The sequence below is a fragment of the Agromyces italicus DSM 16388 genome (genome assembly GCF_000421545.1).
Taxonomy (GTDB): domain Bacteria; phylum Actinomycetota; class Actinomycetes; order Actinomycetales; family Microbacteriaceae; genus Agromyces; species Agromyces italicus.
In genome coordinates, this window is record NZ_ATXF01000008.1 from 57,428 (window position 1) to 71,565 (window position 14,138).

Below are 14,138 nucleotides of genomic sequence, written 5' to 3' on the forward strand. Positions count from 1 at the left end.
TCCGTGATCGCGGGCCTCGACTATTGGCGTGAACTGCCGATCAAGCAGCAGCCCACGTGGCCCGACCTCGAGTCGGCGCGCGCAGCCTCGGCCGAGCTCGCCACGCTGCCGCCGCTCGTCTTCGCGGGCGAGGTCGACACGATGCGCGATCGACTCGCGGCCGCGTCGCGGGGCGAGGCGTTCCTGCTCCAGGGCGGCGACTGCGCCGAGACCTTCGCCGGCGCGACCGCCGATCAGATCCGCAACCGCGTGAAGACGGTGCTCCAGATGGCCGTGGTGCTCACGTACGGCGCCTCGATGCCGGTCGTGAAGATGGGTCGCATGGCGGGGCAGTTCGCCAAGCCGCGTTCCAGCGATCACGAGACCCGGGGCGACGTGACCCTGCCCGCCTACCGCGGCGACATCGTCAACGGCTACGAGTTCACGCCCGAGTCGCGTGCAGCCGATCCCGGCCGCCTCATCCGCGGTTACCACACGGCCGCGTCGACGCTCAACCTCATCCGCGCCTTCACCCAGGGCGGTTTCGCCGACCTGCGCCAGGTGCACTCGTGGAATCAGGGCTTCGCGAAGAACCCGGCGAACTCCCGCTACGAGTCGATGGCCCGCGAGATCGATCGCGCCGTGAAGTTCATGGATGCCTGCGGTGCCGACTTCGAGGCGCTGAAGCACACCGAGTTCTACACCGGCCACGAAGGCCTGCTCATGGACTACGAACGGCCCATGACGCGCATCGACTCGCGCACGGGCACTCCGTACGTCACGAGCGGCCACTTCATCTGGATCGGCGAGCGCACCCGCGAGCTCGACGGCGCGCACGTCGACTTCCTCTCGCGCGTGCGCAACCCGATCGGCGTGAAGCTCGGGCCGACGACGAGCCCCGAGACGATGCTCGAACTCATCGAGAAGCTCGACCCCGAGCGCGAGCCGGGCCGACTCACCTTCATCACGAGAATGGGCGCCGGCAAGATCCGCGAGGCGCTGCCACCGCTGCTCGAGGCCGTCAAGCGGAGCGACGCGAACCCGCTGTGGGTGACCGACCCGATGCACGGCAACGGCATCACGACGCCCACCGGCTACAAGACCCGTCGCTTCGACGACGTGGTCGACGAGGTCAAGGGTTTCTTCGAGGCGCACCGCGCCGCGGGCACGCACCCCGGAGGCATCCACGTCGAACTCACCGGCGACGACGTCACCGAGTGCCTCGGCGGCTCGGAGCACATCGATGAGGCGAGCCTCGCGACGCGCTACGAGTCGCTCTGCGATCCGCGCCTGAACCACATGCAGTCCCTCGAGCTGGCATTCCTCGTGGCCGAGGAGCTCGCGGCGCGCTGAGTTCGGCGGTCGCGTCACGACCGCGCGAGGCATCCATTCGTTTCGAATCGGATGCCTCGCGCCGAGCTCGTGAGCGCGACGTGCGACCTCGTCTGGAGCCCGGTCAGCGACGGCTGCCGCTCGCTCCCGCCCCGGCCATCGCGACGGCGTTCGACCGGTTCAGACGGTGAGCGTGGCCACAAGCGTGATCGTGCTGCCGCGCACGGCCTGCGTGTCGGCGACCGGGTCCTGCTCGCTCACGGTGGCGAAAGCGATGAACGCCGCGGGGAAACTGTGGGTGACCTTGAATCCCGCACCCTCGAGCTGGTCGATCGCGTCCTGGAGCGGCTTGCCGACGACGTTCGGGACGGCGACCAGATCGGGCCCCTTCGACACCGTCAACTCGACCGTCGAACCGGGACGCATGGGATCGTTCAGCCATTCGGCGGTGATGACGTGGTCCTTCTCGACCTCGTTCGAGAACTTCGGGTCTTTGAACTCCACCTCGAGCCCGGCGTCCTTCAGCTTCGCCTCGGCGTCGGCGACGGGCAGGCCCTCGACCGGCGGCACAGGGCCCACCGAGACGATCAGGGTCACCTCGCCGCGTTCGGGGTAGCTCGTCGGAAGCGCTTCGCCGTCGGCGCCGAGGGCGCCGATGACGAGTCCGGGCTCGACGTCGCCCGAGAACTGTTCGATGGGGTCGAGCAGCGTGAATTCGGCGAGCTGCTCTTCGGCGGCGTCGACCGGCTCGCCGATGACGTCGGGCACCTCGAGGATGCGGGGCCCCTTGGAGACGAGGAGCGTCACCGTCGAACCGTTGCGCGCCGAGCTGCCGCCGGCCGGATCGGTGTCGATGACCGCGCCGGCGGCGATCTCGGGATCGGTACGCTTCACCTGCTTCACCTCGAAGCCGGCCTCGGTGAGGAGTTCGCGCGCCGCCTCGGGGGTCAGCGCCTCCGCAGGCGTTTCGGGGGCCGTCTGCGGAACCGTCACGTAGGCCCCGGGCCCGGCGCCGAAGTACCAGCCGGTTCCTGCCGCGAGACCGGTGACGAGGAGGACGAGCGCGAGGATCCAGTAGCCGCGGCGCTTGCGACGCGCCGCGCTCGTCGAGAGCTCGGCGGCGTCGTCGCCGTCGGTCGCCTCGGCCGTCGCAACGCCCGAGGGCACGCCGATCGCGGCCGTGCCGAGCACGCTGGTCTCGGCGGTCGCCGTGCCGAGGAGTTCACCGGCACCGGGGAGGACCATCGTCGCCTGCGTCGCGATCGGCACGTGCGAGGAGCGCAGCGCGGGCTCGGCCTCGCGCAGCCGGTCGAGCAGTTCGCGGGCGTCGCGGGGACGTTCGTCGGGGTCGCGACGGGTCGCCCACAGCACGAGCTCGTCGAGTTCGTGCGGCACGGCCGGATTCTTCGAGCTGGGTGCCGGGACCTCGTCGTTCGCGTGCTGGTAGGCGATCGTCATCGGCGCCTCACCGACGTAGGGCTGCTCGCCGGTCAACATCTCGAACATCATGATGCCGACCGCGTAGATGTCGCTGCGCGCGTCGGCGACCCCGCGGGTCACGAGCTCGGGGGAGAGGTAGGCGATGGTGCCGAGGAGCGCCTGGCCGGTCGCGGTGTTCGCGCTGGCCGCGCGTGCGAGCCCGAAGTCGCCGAGCTTGATGCGACCGTCGTCGGCGAGGAGCACGTTCTCGGGCTTGAGGTCTCGGTGCACGATGCCGGCCTTATGCGCCGCGGCGAGGCCCGAGAGCACCGCGTCCATGATGTCGACGGTCTGCTCGGGCGTGAGCTTCTTGTAGTCCTTCAGCAGCTCGCGCAGCGTGATGCCCGGCAGGTACTCCATGACGAGGTAGGCCATGTCGGCGTCCTGGCCCTGGTCGAAGACGTTCACGACGTTCGGATGCGCGAGTCGCGCGGCCGAACGCGCCTCTTGTACGAAGCGGGTCTTGAAGGTGTTGTCGTCGGCGAGGTGACCGTGCATGATCTTGATCGCGACCCGGCGCTCGAGACGGAGGTCGGTTGCGAGGTAGACGGTCGCCATGCCGCCGCGAGCGATCCGGGAGCGCACCTGATAGCGGCCGTCGACGAGACGACCGATCATGGGGTCGGCGGGCGCGTTGGTCACCGTTCGAGTCTACGAAACGGCATATGCCGCGATCCGAACAAACGCCGCAGGCGCGCCGATCGAAACCCCATCGTGATGAGCTTCAGCCGAGTTCGGCGAGCCAGGCTCTCGCCTGCGCCTCCCATTTGGCGTAGTGGTCGGGGTGCGCGCTCCGCTGCACCGACTGGGCGGCCTCGGCGAGCGACATCGATTCCCATCCGGGAATGTCGAGCAACCCCGCCGTGACACCCGGGTTGGGGTTGTCCGGGCCGCCGTAGAAGGCCGTCGCCGCCCGCGCTGGATCGAGTACCTCCTCGACGGTGCCCCAGCCCTGGCTCGGTCGCTGCTGGAAGAGGCCCTGCGAGTCGCGGTCGCCGTACCGGACGTTCTTGAGCCCGGATTCCTGGGCCGCCGCGGCGAGGGCGACGACGATCCCCGAGTCGGGCACGCCGAGTTCGCGGCCGACGTCGACGATGAGCTGCGCGTTGGCCCGCATCTCCTCGGTGAGCACGACGCTGACGGAGGCGATAGGGGCGGCGGCGGCGACCGGACGGGGGATGGTGAGTCGCCGACCGGCCACGATCGTCGCATTCGCGTCCAGTCCGTTCGCTGCGATGAGCGCGTCGACCTCGACGTCGTTGCGGGCGGCGATGTCCCACACGGTGTCGCCGTCGACGACGAGGTGCGTGTCGGCCGGGGTCGCGTCGATCGCATCGTCGGGGTCGGCGGCCTCGGCGACGGGCGACGGTTCGATGCGATCATCGGCGTCGGGCGGCAGCACGATCGCCTCGCCGGGGAAGATGAGCGACTGGCGGCCGAGCCCGTTGACCCTGAGGAGCTCGTTCAGGGCGACGCCGTATCGTTCGGCGATGCCGCTCATCGTGTCGCCCTCGGCGACGAGGTGCTTCGCGATCGCATCCCGCGCGGGCGGAGGCGTGGCTGCCGCCCGACCGCCCGGCAGCGCGAGGCGCTGGCCGGGGAAGATCATGCTCGACCACCCGAGTCCGTTGTGGGCGAGCACCTCGGCGGTGGAGAGTCCGAATCGCTCGGCGATGCCGCTGACCGTGTCGCCCTCGACGACGACGATCTCCTCGGGGACGGCGGCGGCGGTCGCGGAGGCCGGCGTCGTCGTCGCCCCGGTGGTCGACGACTTCGCCTTCGGCTGCCGTTTGACGGGCTGCGGTGCGGCCTCGGACGGCTGCGCGATGCCGAGGGTGACGGCCACGGCGCCGACGACCGCGAGCGGCATCATGAGCAGCCCGCGGATGCCGCGCCGGGACCCGCGGCCGTCGACGCTCCGCCGTTCGCGTTCACCGCCGTCATCGACGTCGTACGCCATGATGCCCCCTTCGCCGGCCTGATCGCTCCGACTCCCGTCACCGTCGCACAGGCGCCGGAGCGAGTCAAACACCCCGCCGCGAGTCCGCGGACTCGAGGTGGGCGGCGCCGCCCGAGCGGCATCCGCCGTGCGCCTCGCGACGGATGGTCCCGGCCCCGCTTTCTCGATGGCCCGGGACGTGGCAGGCTTGGTGCCGTGACCGATGCCGCCGAGACCACCTGGCTGACTGTTCCCGACCTCGTCGAGCTGATGGGCGAGAGCCCGAGCCGCGTTCGCCGCCTGATCGACGACCGGCATCTGCTGGCCGCGCGCGTCGACGGAGTGTTGAGGGTTCCGTCTTTGTTCCTCAAGAACGATGCGCCGATGCCCGAGATCCACGGCACCGCGATGGTGCTCGCCGATGCCGGTTTCAGCGACGGCGAAGCGCTCGAGTGGTTCCTCACCGAAGAGGACAGCCTCGGCACCACGCCGATCGATGCCCTGCGCGCCGGCCGGAAGGCCGAGGTACGCCGGATCGCCCAAGCGCTGGCCTGAGCCACGACGGATCGCCCAAGCGCTGGCCTGAGCCACGACGGCGCCGCTGCGTCGTTCAGCTCGTGCGGCGGGTGACCGTCTTCGCCATCGCGGCGAGCTCGATGCGCGCCTCGTTTCCGAGCGGTGCGTCATCGAGGGCGGCGACCGCTCGTGCCGCGTTCCGGGCGATCAGCTCTTCGACCTCGTCGACGGCCCCGCATTCGGTGATCGTGCGCTGCAGCATCCGCACCTGCTCGGCGCTCAGCGATGCGTCGCCGAGCAGTTCGTCGAGGAGTCGTCTCTGACCGGCAGCGAGTCGTTCGCGGGCGATCGCGACGAGCACCGTGCGCTTGCCCTCGCGAAGGTCGTCGCCGCTCGGCTTGCCGGTGACCTCGGGGTCGCCGAAGACGCCGAGCAGGTCGTCGCGCAGTTGATAGGCGATCCCGAGCGGCAGGCCGAAATCGCGGAGTGCGCCGAGCTGCGCCTCGTTCGCGCCGGCGAGGGAGGCGCCGATCGCCAGTGGCGCCTCGATGCTGTATTTCGCCGACTTGTAGATGATGACCCGCTCCGCACGGACGCGCTGCTCGTCGTCGGGCTGCACGAGCCAGGCGCGCTCCTCGAGGATGTCGAGGTATTGGCCCGCCGTGACCTCGGTGCGCATCCTCATGAATTCGCGCCGGGCGGCACGGGCGGAGGCGCGGTCGGCGAGTGCGTCGAGTCCCTCGTCGAGGATCTCGTCGCTCCAGCCGAGGAGGAGATCGCCGAGCAGGATCGCGGCGTCGACGCCGAAGTCGGCGGCGTCGCCGGCCCAGCCGGAATCGGCGTGAAGCCCTTCGAAGAGGCGGTGGGCCGCAGGGAGCCCGCGTCGGGTGTCGGAGCGGTCGATGAGGTCGTCATGCACGAGCGCCGCTGCGTGGAAGAGTTCGAGCGCCGCCGCGGCCGAGACGATCGGGAACCGGTCGGGGCCGGCGGCGGCTTCGAAGGGGTCGAAGCCGCGTGTGCGCACGGATTCCCAGCCCCAGTAGCAGAAGAGCGCGCGGAACCGCTTTCCTCCGCTGAGAAAGCGCCGAGAGAAGCCGTCGAGCGGTTCGAGGTCGGCGCTGATCGAGCGGAGAATGGAGGTGCGTTCGGCGAGGAAGTCCTCGATGCGTTCGTGCACCATATCGACCAGTCGGGAGCTGTGAGCCACCCGCCTAGCCTACCGACGCAGCGCAGGGCTAGAATGGACTCGGATGCGTCGATCCCGAGCCTGAGGGGAAAGAGATGCCGCTTTCAGAGCAGGAGCAACGTCTTCTCGAGGAGATGGAGCGGAACCTCTATCGCAACGATGCCGATTTCGTGCACGCCGTCGGCGGCGTGCGGGGTCGGCGGCCGAACTACCGCGCCATCGTGCTCGGTGTGCTGCTCGCCGTCGCCGGCGTCGGTGCGCTGATCGTCGGCGTCGCGACGCAGCTGTTGATCGTCGGCATCCTGGGGTTCGCGCTCATGTTCGCCGGCGTCCTCGTCGCGATCACCCCGTCGAAGCGCGGGGCGGCGACGCCCGCGCCGAGCGAACGATCCGCGGGCGCGGCGAAGCCGCGTTCCGGCGCCGGATTCATGGATCGCATGAACGACCGCTGGGACCGCCGCCAGGACGGGCACGAGTAGCCTCTCCACTTCCCACCACCTGAACGGGCCGATCGTCTGATCGGCCCGTTTTTCGTGCTTCCGGGCCGCTCGAGCGTGTTCGCCGGGCGCAGCGGCCGGGGCATCCGTGCCCGAAGGAAAGTCGCTGCCCTCCCCGGCGTGTCGATTTCCTCCACCCCCCTCCACCCCTGAATCCCGCGTGAATTCTGGCTTCGAACGACCCGATGCCAACGAAATCGAGCGAATGTCGTTGATCAGTGGATGGAGGTGGAGTAAAGTGGGGGCACCTGGATTCTGGCCGGAGGAAAGGGGGTGGTGTGGTGTTCCTCGGGAGTTACGAACCAAAGCTCGATGAGAAAGGCCGCGTCATTCTTCCGGCGAAATTCCGGGAGGAGCTGTCGAACGGGCTCGTGCTCACGCGCGGGCAGGAGCGCTGCGTCTATGTATTCAGCGCCCGCGAGTTCGAGAGCATGAGCGAGAAGATCCGCCAAGCCCCGGTCACGAGCAAGCAGGCACGCGATTACATGCGCGTGTTCCTCTCGGGGGCATCCGCGGAGACCCCCGACAAGCAGAACCGGGTCACCATCCCCGCCATGCTCCGCAGCTATGCGGGGCTCGACCGGGACCTCACGGTCATCGGCGCCGGCAGCCGGGTGGAGATCTGGGATCAGGCGGCGTGGCAGAGCTACCTCGCCGAGCAGGAGGCGGCCTTCGCGGAAACGGCGGAGGAGGTGATCCCCGGACTCTTCTGATCCACGGGTCCCGACTCCCAGCCGGCCGGGCCTGGTGCACTTCCCCGCATCAGGACGAACGGATGGGGATCAGGGCTCGAAGGCCCGGAAGGCAAGGCGGAATCATGGACATCGAACGCATTCACACTCCGGTCATGCTCGAGCGCACGCTCGAGCTGCTCGCGCCGGCGCTCGAGCGGCGCGGCGCGGTGATGGTCGACGCCACGCTCGGCATGGGCGGGCATACCGCGGCGTTCCTCGAGCGCTTCCCCGAGCTCACGGTCATCGGCCTCGACCGCGACACCGACGCGCTCGCCATCGCCCGCGAGCGGCTCGCGAAGTTCGGCGACCGCGCCCGCTTCGTGCACACCGTCTACGACGGCATCACGCGGGCCGTGCGCTCCGAGGGATTCACCGAGGTGCAGGGCGTGCTCTTCGACCTCGGCGTCTCCTCGCTGCAGCTCGACCGAGCCGAGCGCGGATTCGCGTACTCGAAGGACGCCCCGCTCGACATGCGGATGGACTTCACGAAGGGGCGCACCGCCGCCGACGTCATCGCCGAGTCCAGCGAAGACGAGCTCAAGCGCATCTTCCTCGACTACGGCGAGGAGAAGCTGGCGGCCCGCTACGCGCGCGCCATCGTCAGGGCGAGAGAGGATGCCCCGATCACGCGTTCGGCCGAACTCGTCGCCGTGATCCAGGCGGCGACGCCGGTTGCCGTGCAGCGGCAGGGCCACCCCGCGAAGCGGGTGTTCCAGGCGCTGCGCATCGAGGTGAACGAAGAGCTCTCGGTGCTCGAGCGGGCGATGCCCGCTGCGCTCGACTCGATCGCCGTCGGCGGCCGGATCGTCGTGCTCGCGTACCAGTCGCTCGAAGACCGCATCGTCAAGCGTGTGCTGCAGGGGGCCTCGAGTTCCACGGCACCCGCGGGGCTCCCCGTGGAGCTGCCCGAGCACCGCCCGCAGTGGAAACTCCTGGTCAGGGGCGCCGAACTCGCGAGCGAGACCGAACAGGCGGAGAACCCGCGTGCGAAGCCGGTGCGACTGCGCGCCGCAGAACGAGTGAGGAGGCCGTCATGAGCGCTGTGCCGGCCCAGTCCCTGCCCGCCCCGCGGCGCGCGCCCGAGCGGCCCCGCTGGCTGCGGCCCGCGCCCGAACCCGGCAACGGGCGCGCGAAGCCCCGCCTCGCCTACGCGATCATCGCCGTCGCCGGGGTCGCGGTCATCGTCGTCGCACAGCTGCTGCTCTCGATCGCGATCACGCAGGGCGCCTACGACATCGATCACGCGACCATGCAGCAGACGACGCTCGACCGCCAGGAGCAGCAGCTGCGCGAGGACCTCGATCGGGTCGAGTCGCCGCAGTACCTCGCGGCGAACGCCGAGGCCCTCGGCATGGTGCCGAACTCGAACCCCGTGCTGCTCCGCCTCTCCGACGGCACAGTGAGCGGCGATCCGTCCGCGGCGACCGGGGGAGCCGCGGCATCCGCGCCGCTCGTCCCGAATGCCCTCATCGACGGCGTGCCGCTCGTGACCGAGCAGCCGGCGGGGGAGACTCCGAAGGGCGAGACGGCGGCAGGGGCTGTCGATGAGGCGGGGGCCGAGGCCCCCGTCGAGGCCCAGGCGCCGCCCCCTGCGGGCGACGGCCTGCCGACGCCGGCCACCCACTAACACGAGCACGAACGAGGATCTCAGCTGATGAACCGGACGAGTCGCCACCCGATGCGCAGGATACTCGCCTCGGCGGTCGTGCTTGTCGTGCTCGTCGGGGTGTTCGTCGTGAAGCTCGTCGACATCCAGGTGGTGCGTGCACAGGCGTTGAACGCCAAGTCGCAGGACGCGAGGTCGCAGCCCGTCAAGGTGTGGGGCGCGCGCGGCGACATCGTCGATGCCAACGGCACGGTGCTCGCCGACAGTGTCATGCGTTACGACATCGTCATCTCGCCGAAGCAGGCGGAGCTGGCGGTGCTCGAGCGCAAGCAGGCGAAGCACCCGAAGCAGAAGGTCGAGGTCACGACCGAGGAGCTCGTCGCCGAGATCGCGCCCGCCGCGGCCGAACTCGGCCCCGTCGTCGGCCTGACAGGCGACCAGGTCGTCGGCGTCATCACCTCGAAGCTGGCCGAAGACCCCGACTCCGACTACGCCTTCCTCGCGAAGCAGGTCGACACGACGGCCTACGAAGCGGTGAAGGCCCTCGACATCGCGTGGGTGTACGCAGAGAAGCACCCGAGCCGCACCTATCCGAACGGCGCGGTCGGCGGCAACCTGCTCGGCTTCCTGCAGGCCGACGACGGCACCCCGCTCGCGGGGCTCGAGCTCGCCGAAGACCAGTGCCTCGCCGGCACCGACGGCGAGGTGAGCTACCTCCACAGCGCGGCCGACTGGGTGCCGATCCCCGGCAGCGAGGTGGTCCACAAGCAGGCGAAGGACGGGGGCACGCTGAAGCTCACGATCGACGCCGACCTGCAGTACTACGTGCAGCGCGTCGCCGAGGAGCAGCGCCGCGCGGTCGGCGCCGACTGGGCCACGGTGACGGTCATGGAGGTGAAGACGGGGCGCCTGCTCGCGATCGCGGACGTGCCGACGGTCGACCCCAACGACCCCTCGGCGACCGACGCGGAGGACCGCGGCTCGCGCGCCTTCACGGCGCCGTTCGAGCCGGGATCGACCTTCAAGGCGCTCACGGCCGCTTCGGTGCTCGACGCGGGCAAGGCGACGCCGGTCGACCAGATCATCGCGCCGTACAGGTACCTGCCGCCGAACGGGGCGAACATCAACGACAGCTCGTACCACGACGACGAGCGGCTGACCCTCACGGGCGTGCTCGTCGACTCGTCGAACACCGGCATGTCGATGTTCGGCGAGCGGATCAGCGATCGGCAGCGCTACGACGACATGCTCGACTTCGGCCTGGGGGAGCAGACCGAGGTCGGGTTCCCCGAGGAGGCCGCCGGTGACCTGCACGGCGACCCCGACGACTGGGACAACCAGACGAAGTACGCGACGATGTTCGGCCAGGGTCTCACCACGACCGCCGTGCAGATCGCGAGCGTCTACCAGACGCTGGCGAACGGCGGCGTGCGCATGCCCGTCACGCTCGTCGACGGCTGCACGACCGCCGACGGCGAGACCACCTCGCCGCCCGCGCAGGGCACCCGGGTCGTCTCCGAGCAGGCGGCCGACGACACGAGCGCGATGCTCGAGCGCGTCTACGCCGAAGGCTGGCTCGCCGACCAGTGGGAGATCCCCGGGTACCGCGTCGCGGCGAAGACCGGCACCGCGCAGGTGGCGGGCCCAGACGGGCAGTACCTGCCGGGCTACCTCGTCTCCGTCTCGGGCTTCGCGCCCGCCGACGATCCCGAGTTCGTCGTTTCGGTGAGCTTCCAGAATGCCGTTAAGATGAACTCGTCCGCCGCATCCGCTCCCGTCTTCCAAGAGGTGATGAGCCAGGTGCTGAAGAAGTATCGGACCGTTCCATCCGGCGCCCCGGCGCCCGATCTGCCAGCCATCTGGTGAGAAAGTTGGGTTCGTGACCGGATCGCCTCCCACGGCCCTCCGGCCGCAGCACCCGAGCCCCCGATCGCTCCGCGGCCTCGCCGAGGAGTTCGGGTTCGACGTGCGCGGCGAACTCGGCGACCTCGAGGTCACCGGCGCCGGCCTCGCCTCGGGTGCCGTGCGCCCCGGCGACCTCTACGTCGGCGTGCCCGGGCGCAACGCCCACGGCGCCCGGTACGCCGGCGCGGCGCGCGACGCCGGTGCCGTCGCCGTGCTGACCGACGAAGCCGGCGCAGACTTCGCCGCCGAGTCGGGCCTGCCGATCCTCGTCACCCCCGACGCGCGCGCCGCCCTCGGCGAGGTCGCCGCCTGGATCCACCGGACCGCCGAGAACCCGGCGACGACGTTCGCGGTGACGGGGACGAACGGCAAGACGAGCGTCGTCTACCTGCTCTACGGGATCCTCCGCCAACTCGGCGTGACGGCGGGGCTCACCTCCACCGCCGAGCGGCGCATCGGCGACGAGGCCGTCACGAGCTCGCTGACGACCCCCGAGGCGAGCGAGCTGCACGCGCTGCTGGCCCGCATGCGCGAGGTCGACGTGCGTGCGGTCGGCATCGAGGTGTCGGCGCAGGCGCTGTCACGGCATCGCGTCGACGGGATCGTGTTCGACGTCGCGGGCTTCACGAACCTCACGCACGATCACCTCGACGACTACGCCGACATGGGCGAGTACTTCGAGGCGAAGCGCGAGCTCTTCGCGCCCGACCGCGCGCGGCGCGGGGTCGTCACGGTCGACTCCGAGTGGGGGCGCCGGCTGGTCGCCGAGTCACGCATCCCCGTGACGACGCTGACGACCGACGCCGAAGTGCCGGCCGACTGGCGTCTCACGGTCCTCGACGAGGCGGCGGCGTACACGGCCTTCGCGCTCGACGCCCCCGACGGCCGTCGTCTCGAGACCCGCGTGCCGCTCCTCGGCTGGTACATGGCGGCGAATGCCGCGCTCGCGATCGTCATGCTCACCGAAGCGGGCTACGACCTCGACCGCATCTCCGCAGCCCTCGAGCGCGACGGCGGCATCGACGCGTACATCCCGGGGCGGGCCGAGCGCATCTCGGGCGACCGCGGGCCGATCGTCTACATCGATTACGGGCACAGCCCCGATGCGTTCCTCCAGACGCTCGGTGCGATCCGCCGCTCGACCCAGGGCCGCATCGTCATGGTGTTCGGCGCCGACGGCGATCGCGACACGACCAAGCGCGCCGAGATGGGTGCGATCGCGGCGCGGGGAGCCGATGTCGTCGTCATCACCGACTTCCATCCCCGATTCGAAGACCCGGCCGCGATCCGCGCCGCGCTCATCGCCGGTGCGCGCGAAGCCGTGCCCGAGCGCGAGATCCACGAGATCGCCGACCCGAGGGCGGCGTTCCGTGCCGCCCTGGGCCTCGCCGGCGACGGCGACGCCATCCTCTACGCCGGCCCCGGCCACGAGGACTACCACGAGGTGAAAGGCGTGAAGATCCCGTACTCGGCACGCGAAGATTCCCAGCAGGCACTCCGTGAAGCGGGGTGGCTCGAGTGATCGCGCTCACGCTCGCCGAGATCGCGGCGGCCGCGGGCGGCACGCTCCGCCTCGACGGAACGGCCGCGACGACCGAGACCGTCGTCACGGGCGCGGTCACCACCGACTCTCGCGAGATCGGCACCGGTGACGTCTTCGTCGCCAAGCGCGGTGAGTTCGACGACGGCCACCGCTTCGCGCCATCGGCCGTCGAGCGCGGCGCCGCGGTGCTCATCGTCGAGCAGGACCTCGACCTCGCGGTGCCGCAGATCGTCGTCGCCGATTCGATCGACGCCCTCGGCTCGCTCGCGACCGAGGTCGTGCGCCGCGTTCGGTCGCTCGGCCGCCTGCGCATCGTCGGCGTCACCGGTTCGAACGGCAAGACCACCACGAAGAACCTGCTGCGCGCAGTGCTCGAGCGGGTCGGGCCCACCGTCGCGGCACGCGCCTCCTACAACAACGAAGTCGGTGCGCCCGTCACGATGCTCGAGCTCGCGGAGGACACCGAGTTCCTCGTCGCCGAGATGGGCGCCTCGGCGGTGGGCGAGATCGCGCGGCTCATCCGCATGGCCCGCCCCGACGTGGGCATCGTGCTGAAGGTCGGGCTCGCGCATGCCGGCGAGTTCGGCGGCATCGAGAAGACCGTCGAGGCGAAGTCCGAGATGGTCACCGAGCTCCTCCCGGGCGACGTCGCAGTGCTCAACGCCGACGACCCGCGCGTGGTGCCGATGGCCGGGCTCACGAACGCCCGCGTCGTCTGGTTCGGGCTGGGCGACACCGCCGAGGTGCGCGCGACCGAACTCCGCGCCCACTCGCGGGGCACCGACTTCACCGTGACCGTGCCCGGCGGCGAACAGGCGCGCGTGCGATTCGGGGTGCTCGGCGAGCATCACGTCATGAACGCGCTGGCCGCGGTCGCGGCATCCATCGAACTCGGGGTGCCCCTTGCCGACGTCGTCGCCGCCCTCGAGCAGGTGACCCTCGCCGAACGCTGGCGCATGCAGCTCATGGGCGGCCGCGACGGCATCACCGTCATCAATGACGCGTACAACGCGAGCCCCGACTCGATGTCGGCCGCGCTCAAGACGCTCGCGCAGGTGCGCGAACCGGGCAGCCGCACGATCGCCGTGCTCGGCGAGATGAGCGAGCTCGGCGAGTTCTCGGGGGAGGAGCACGATCGTATCGGGCTGCTCGCGGTGCGCCTCGGCGTCTCGCAGCTCGTCGTCGTGGGTCGGGGCGCGCGCCGGCTGCACATCTCCGCGATCAACGAAGGATCGTGGGACGGCGAATCGGCATTCGTCGAGACGGCCGATGAGGCCTTCGAACTCGTCACCGCGGGCGCCCGCCCCGGTGACACGATTTTGGTGAAATCGTCGAACTCGGCGGGTCTCCGCCTACTGGGCGACCGACTGGGAGAATGGTTCGCGTGAGCGCAGTGCATCATCACGGCGGGGCCGGGCAGCC

12 protein-coding genes are annotated in these 14,138 nt (G+C 70.3%); 9 read left to right on the plus strand and 3 right to left on the minus strand.

Features of this window, described 5'->3' with window-relative positions; translation table 11 throughout:
• Nucleotides 1-3: 3 nt before the first annotated feature.
• Nucleotides 4-1,332, plus strand: coding sequence for a class II 3-deoxy-7-phosphoheptulonate synthase (locus H516_RS0112780; protein ID WP_022890107.1), 1,329 nt, complete (start codon nt 4-6; stop codon nt 1,330-1,332).
• Nucleotides 1,333-1,491: 159 nt separating this feature from the next.
• On the opposite strand, the gene pknB is transcribed toward H516_RS0112780, so the two are convergent.
• A complete protein-coding gene (gene pknB, locus H516_RS0112785; protein WP_022890108.1) occupies nt 1,492-3,432 on the minus strand; it encodes a Stk1 family PASTA domain-containing Ser/Thr kinase in 1,941 nt (646 codons plus the stop codon).
• Nucleotides 3,433-3,514: 82 nt separating this feature from the next.
• Nucleotides 3,515-4,750 carry a muramidase family protein gene (locus H516_RS0112790; protein ID WP_022890109.1) on the minus strand — a complete coding sequence of 412 codons (1,236 nt, stop codon included), beginning with the start codon at nt 4,748-4,750 and terminating at the stop codon, nt 3,515-3,517.
• Nucleotides 4,751-4,999: 249 nt separating this feature from the next.
• On the opposite strand from H516_RS0112790, the gene H516_RS0112795 reads away from it, so the two are divergent.
• On the plus strand, nt 5,000-5,284 hold the full coding sequence (locus tag H516_RS0112795; RefSeq protein ID WP_211217096.1) for an Rv2175c family DNA-binding protein: 285 nt from the start codon (nt 5,000-5,002) through the stop codon (nt 5,282-5,284).
• Nucleotides 5,285-5,339: 55 nt separating this feature from the next.
• Here H516_RS0112795 and H516_RS0112800 read toward each other — a convergent pair whose 3' ends face one another.
• Nucleotides 5,340-6,452, minus strand: coding sequence for a polyprenyl synthetase family protein (locus tag H516_RS0112800; protein ID WP_022890111.1), 1,113 nt, complete (start codon nt 6,450-6,452; stop codon nt 5,340-5,342).
• A 74-nt stretch (nt 6,453-6,526) separates the two neighbouring features.
• On the opposite strand from H516_RS0112800, the gene H516_RS0112805 reads away from it, so the two are divergent.
• From H516_RS0112805 to H516_RS0112835, 7 genes are all read left to right on the plus strand, one after another.
• On the plus strand, nt 6,527-6,910 hold the full coding sequence (locus tag H516_RS0112805) for a DUF3040 domain-containing protein (RefSeq protein ID WP_022890112.1): 384 nt from the start codon (nt 6,527-6,529) through the stop codon (nt 6,908-6,910).
• A gap of 299 nt (nt 6,911-7,209) precedes the next feature.
• Nucleotides 7,210-7,641 carry a division/cell wall cluster transcriptional repressor MraZ gene (mraZ, locus tag H516_RS0112810; protein ID WP_026378744.1) on the plus strand — a complete coding sequence of 144 codons (432 nt, stop codon included), beginning with the start codon at nt 7,210-7,212 and terminating at the stop codon, nt 7,639-7,641.
• 104 nt (nt 7,642-7,745) lie between these two features.
• Complete coding sequence (gene rsmH / locus H516_RS0112815; protein WP_022890114.1) at nt 7,746-8,699, plus strand: 16S rRNA (cytosine(1402)-N(4))-methyltransferase RsmH; 954 nt, start codon at nt 7,746-7,748, stop codon at nt 8,697-8,699.
• On the plus strand, nt 8,696-9,289 hold the full coding sequence (gene ftsL, locus H516_RS20010; protein ID WP_022890115.1) for a cell division protein FtsL: 594 nt from the start codon (nt 8,696-8,698) through the stop codon (nt 9,287-9,289). The genes rsmH and ftsL overlap by 4 nt, the downstream gene beginning before the upstream one ends.
• A 27-nt stretch (nt 9,290-9,316) precedes the next feature.
• Nucleotides 9,317-11,134, plus strand: a complete 1,818-nt coding sequence (locus tag H516_RS0112825) for a peptidoglycan D,D-transpeptidase FtsI family protein (protein WP_022890116.1) — start codon at nt 9,317-9,319, stop codon at nt 11,132-11,134.
• 13 nt (nt 11,135-11,147) lie between these two features.
• Entirely contained in the window at nt 11,148-12,695 is a 1,548-nt protein-coding gene (locus tag H516_RS0112830) for a Mur ligase family protein (protein ID WP_022890117.1), read from the plus strand.
• Nucleotides 12,692-14,104, plus strand: a complete 1,413-nt coding sequence (locus tag H516_RS0112835; protein WP_022890118.1) for a UDP-N-acetylmuramoyl-tripeptide--D-alanyl-D-alanine ligase — start codon at nt 12,692-12,694, stop codon at nt 14,102-14,104. The genes H516_RS0112830 and H516_RS0112835 overlap by 4 nt, the downstream gene beginning before the upstream one ends.
• The last annotated feature ends 34 nt before the right edge of the window (nt 14,105-14,138 follow it).

Bases quoted from the DNA above. Each gene is read 5' to 3' on its own strand.
- H516_RS0112805 (WP_022890112.1), top strand. From the start codon at position 6,527: ATGCCGCTTTCAGAGCAGGAGCAACGTCTTCTCGAGGAGATGGAGCGG.
- H516_RS0112795 (WP_211217096.1), top strand. From the start codon at position 5,000: ATGGGCGAGAGCCCGAGCCGCGTTCGCCGCCTGATCGACGACCGGCAT.
- H516_RS0112825 (WP_022890116.1), top strand. From the start codon at position 9,317: ATGAACCGGACGAGTCGCCACCCGATGCGCAGGATACTCGCCTCGGCG.
- ftsL (WP_022890115.1), top strand. From the start codon at position 8,696: ATGAGCGCTGTGCCGGCCCAGTCCCTGCCCGCCCCGCGGCGCGCGCCC.
- H516_RS0112790 (WP_022890109.1), bottom strand. From the start codon at position 4,750: ATGGCGTACGACGTCGATGACGGCGGTGAACGCGAACGGCGGAGCGTC.
- rsmH (WP_022890114.1), top strand. From the start codon at position 7,746: ATGGACATCGAACGCATTCACACTCCGGTCATGCTCGAGCGCACGCTC.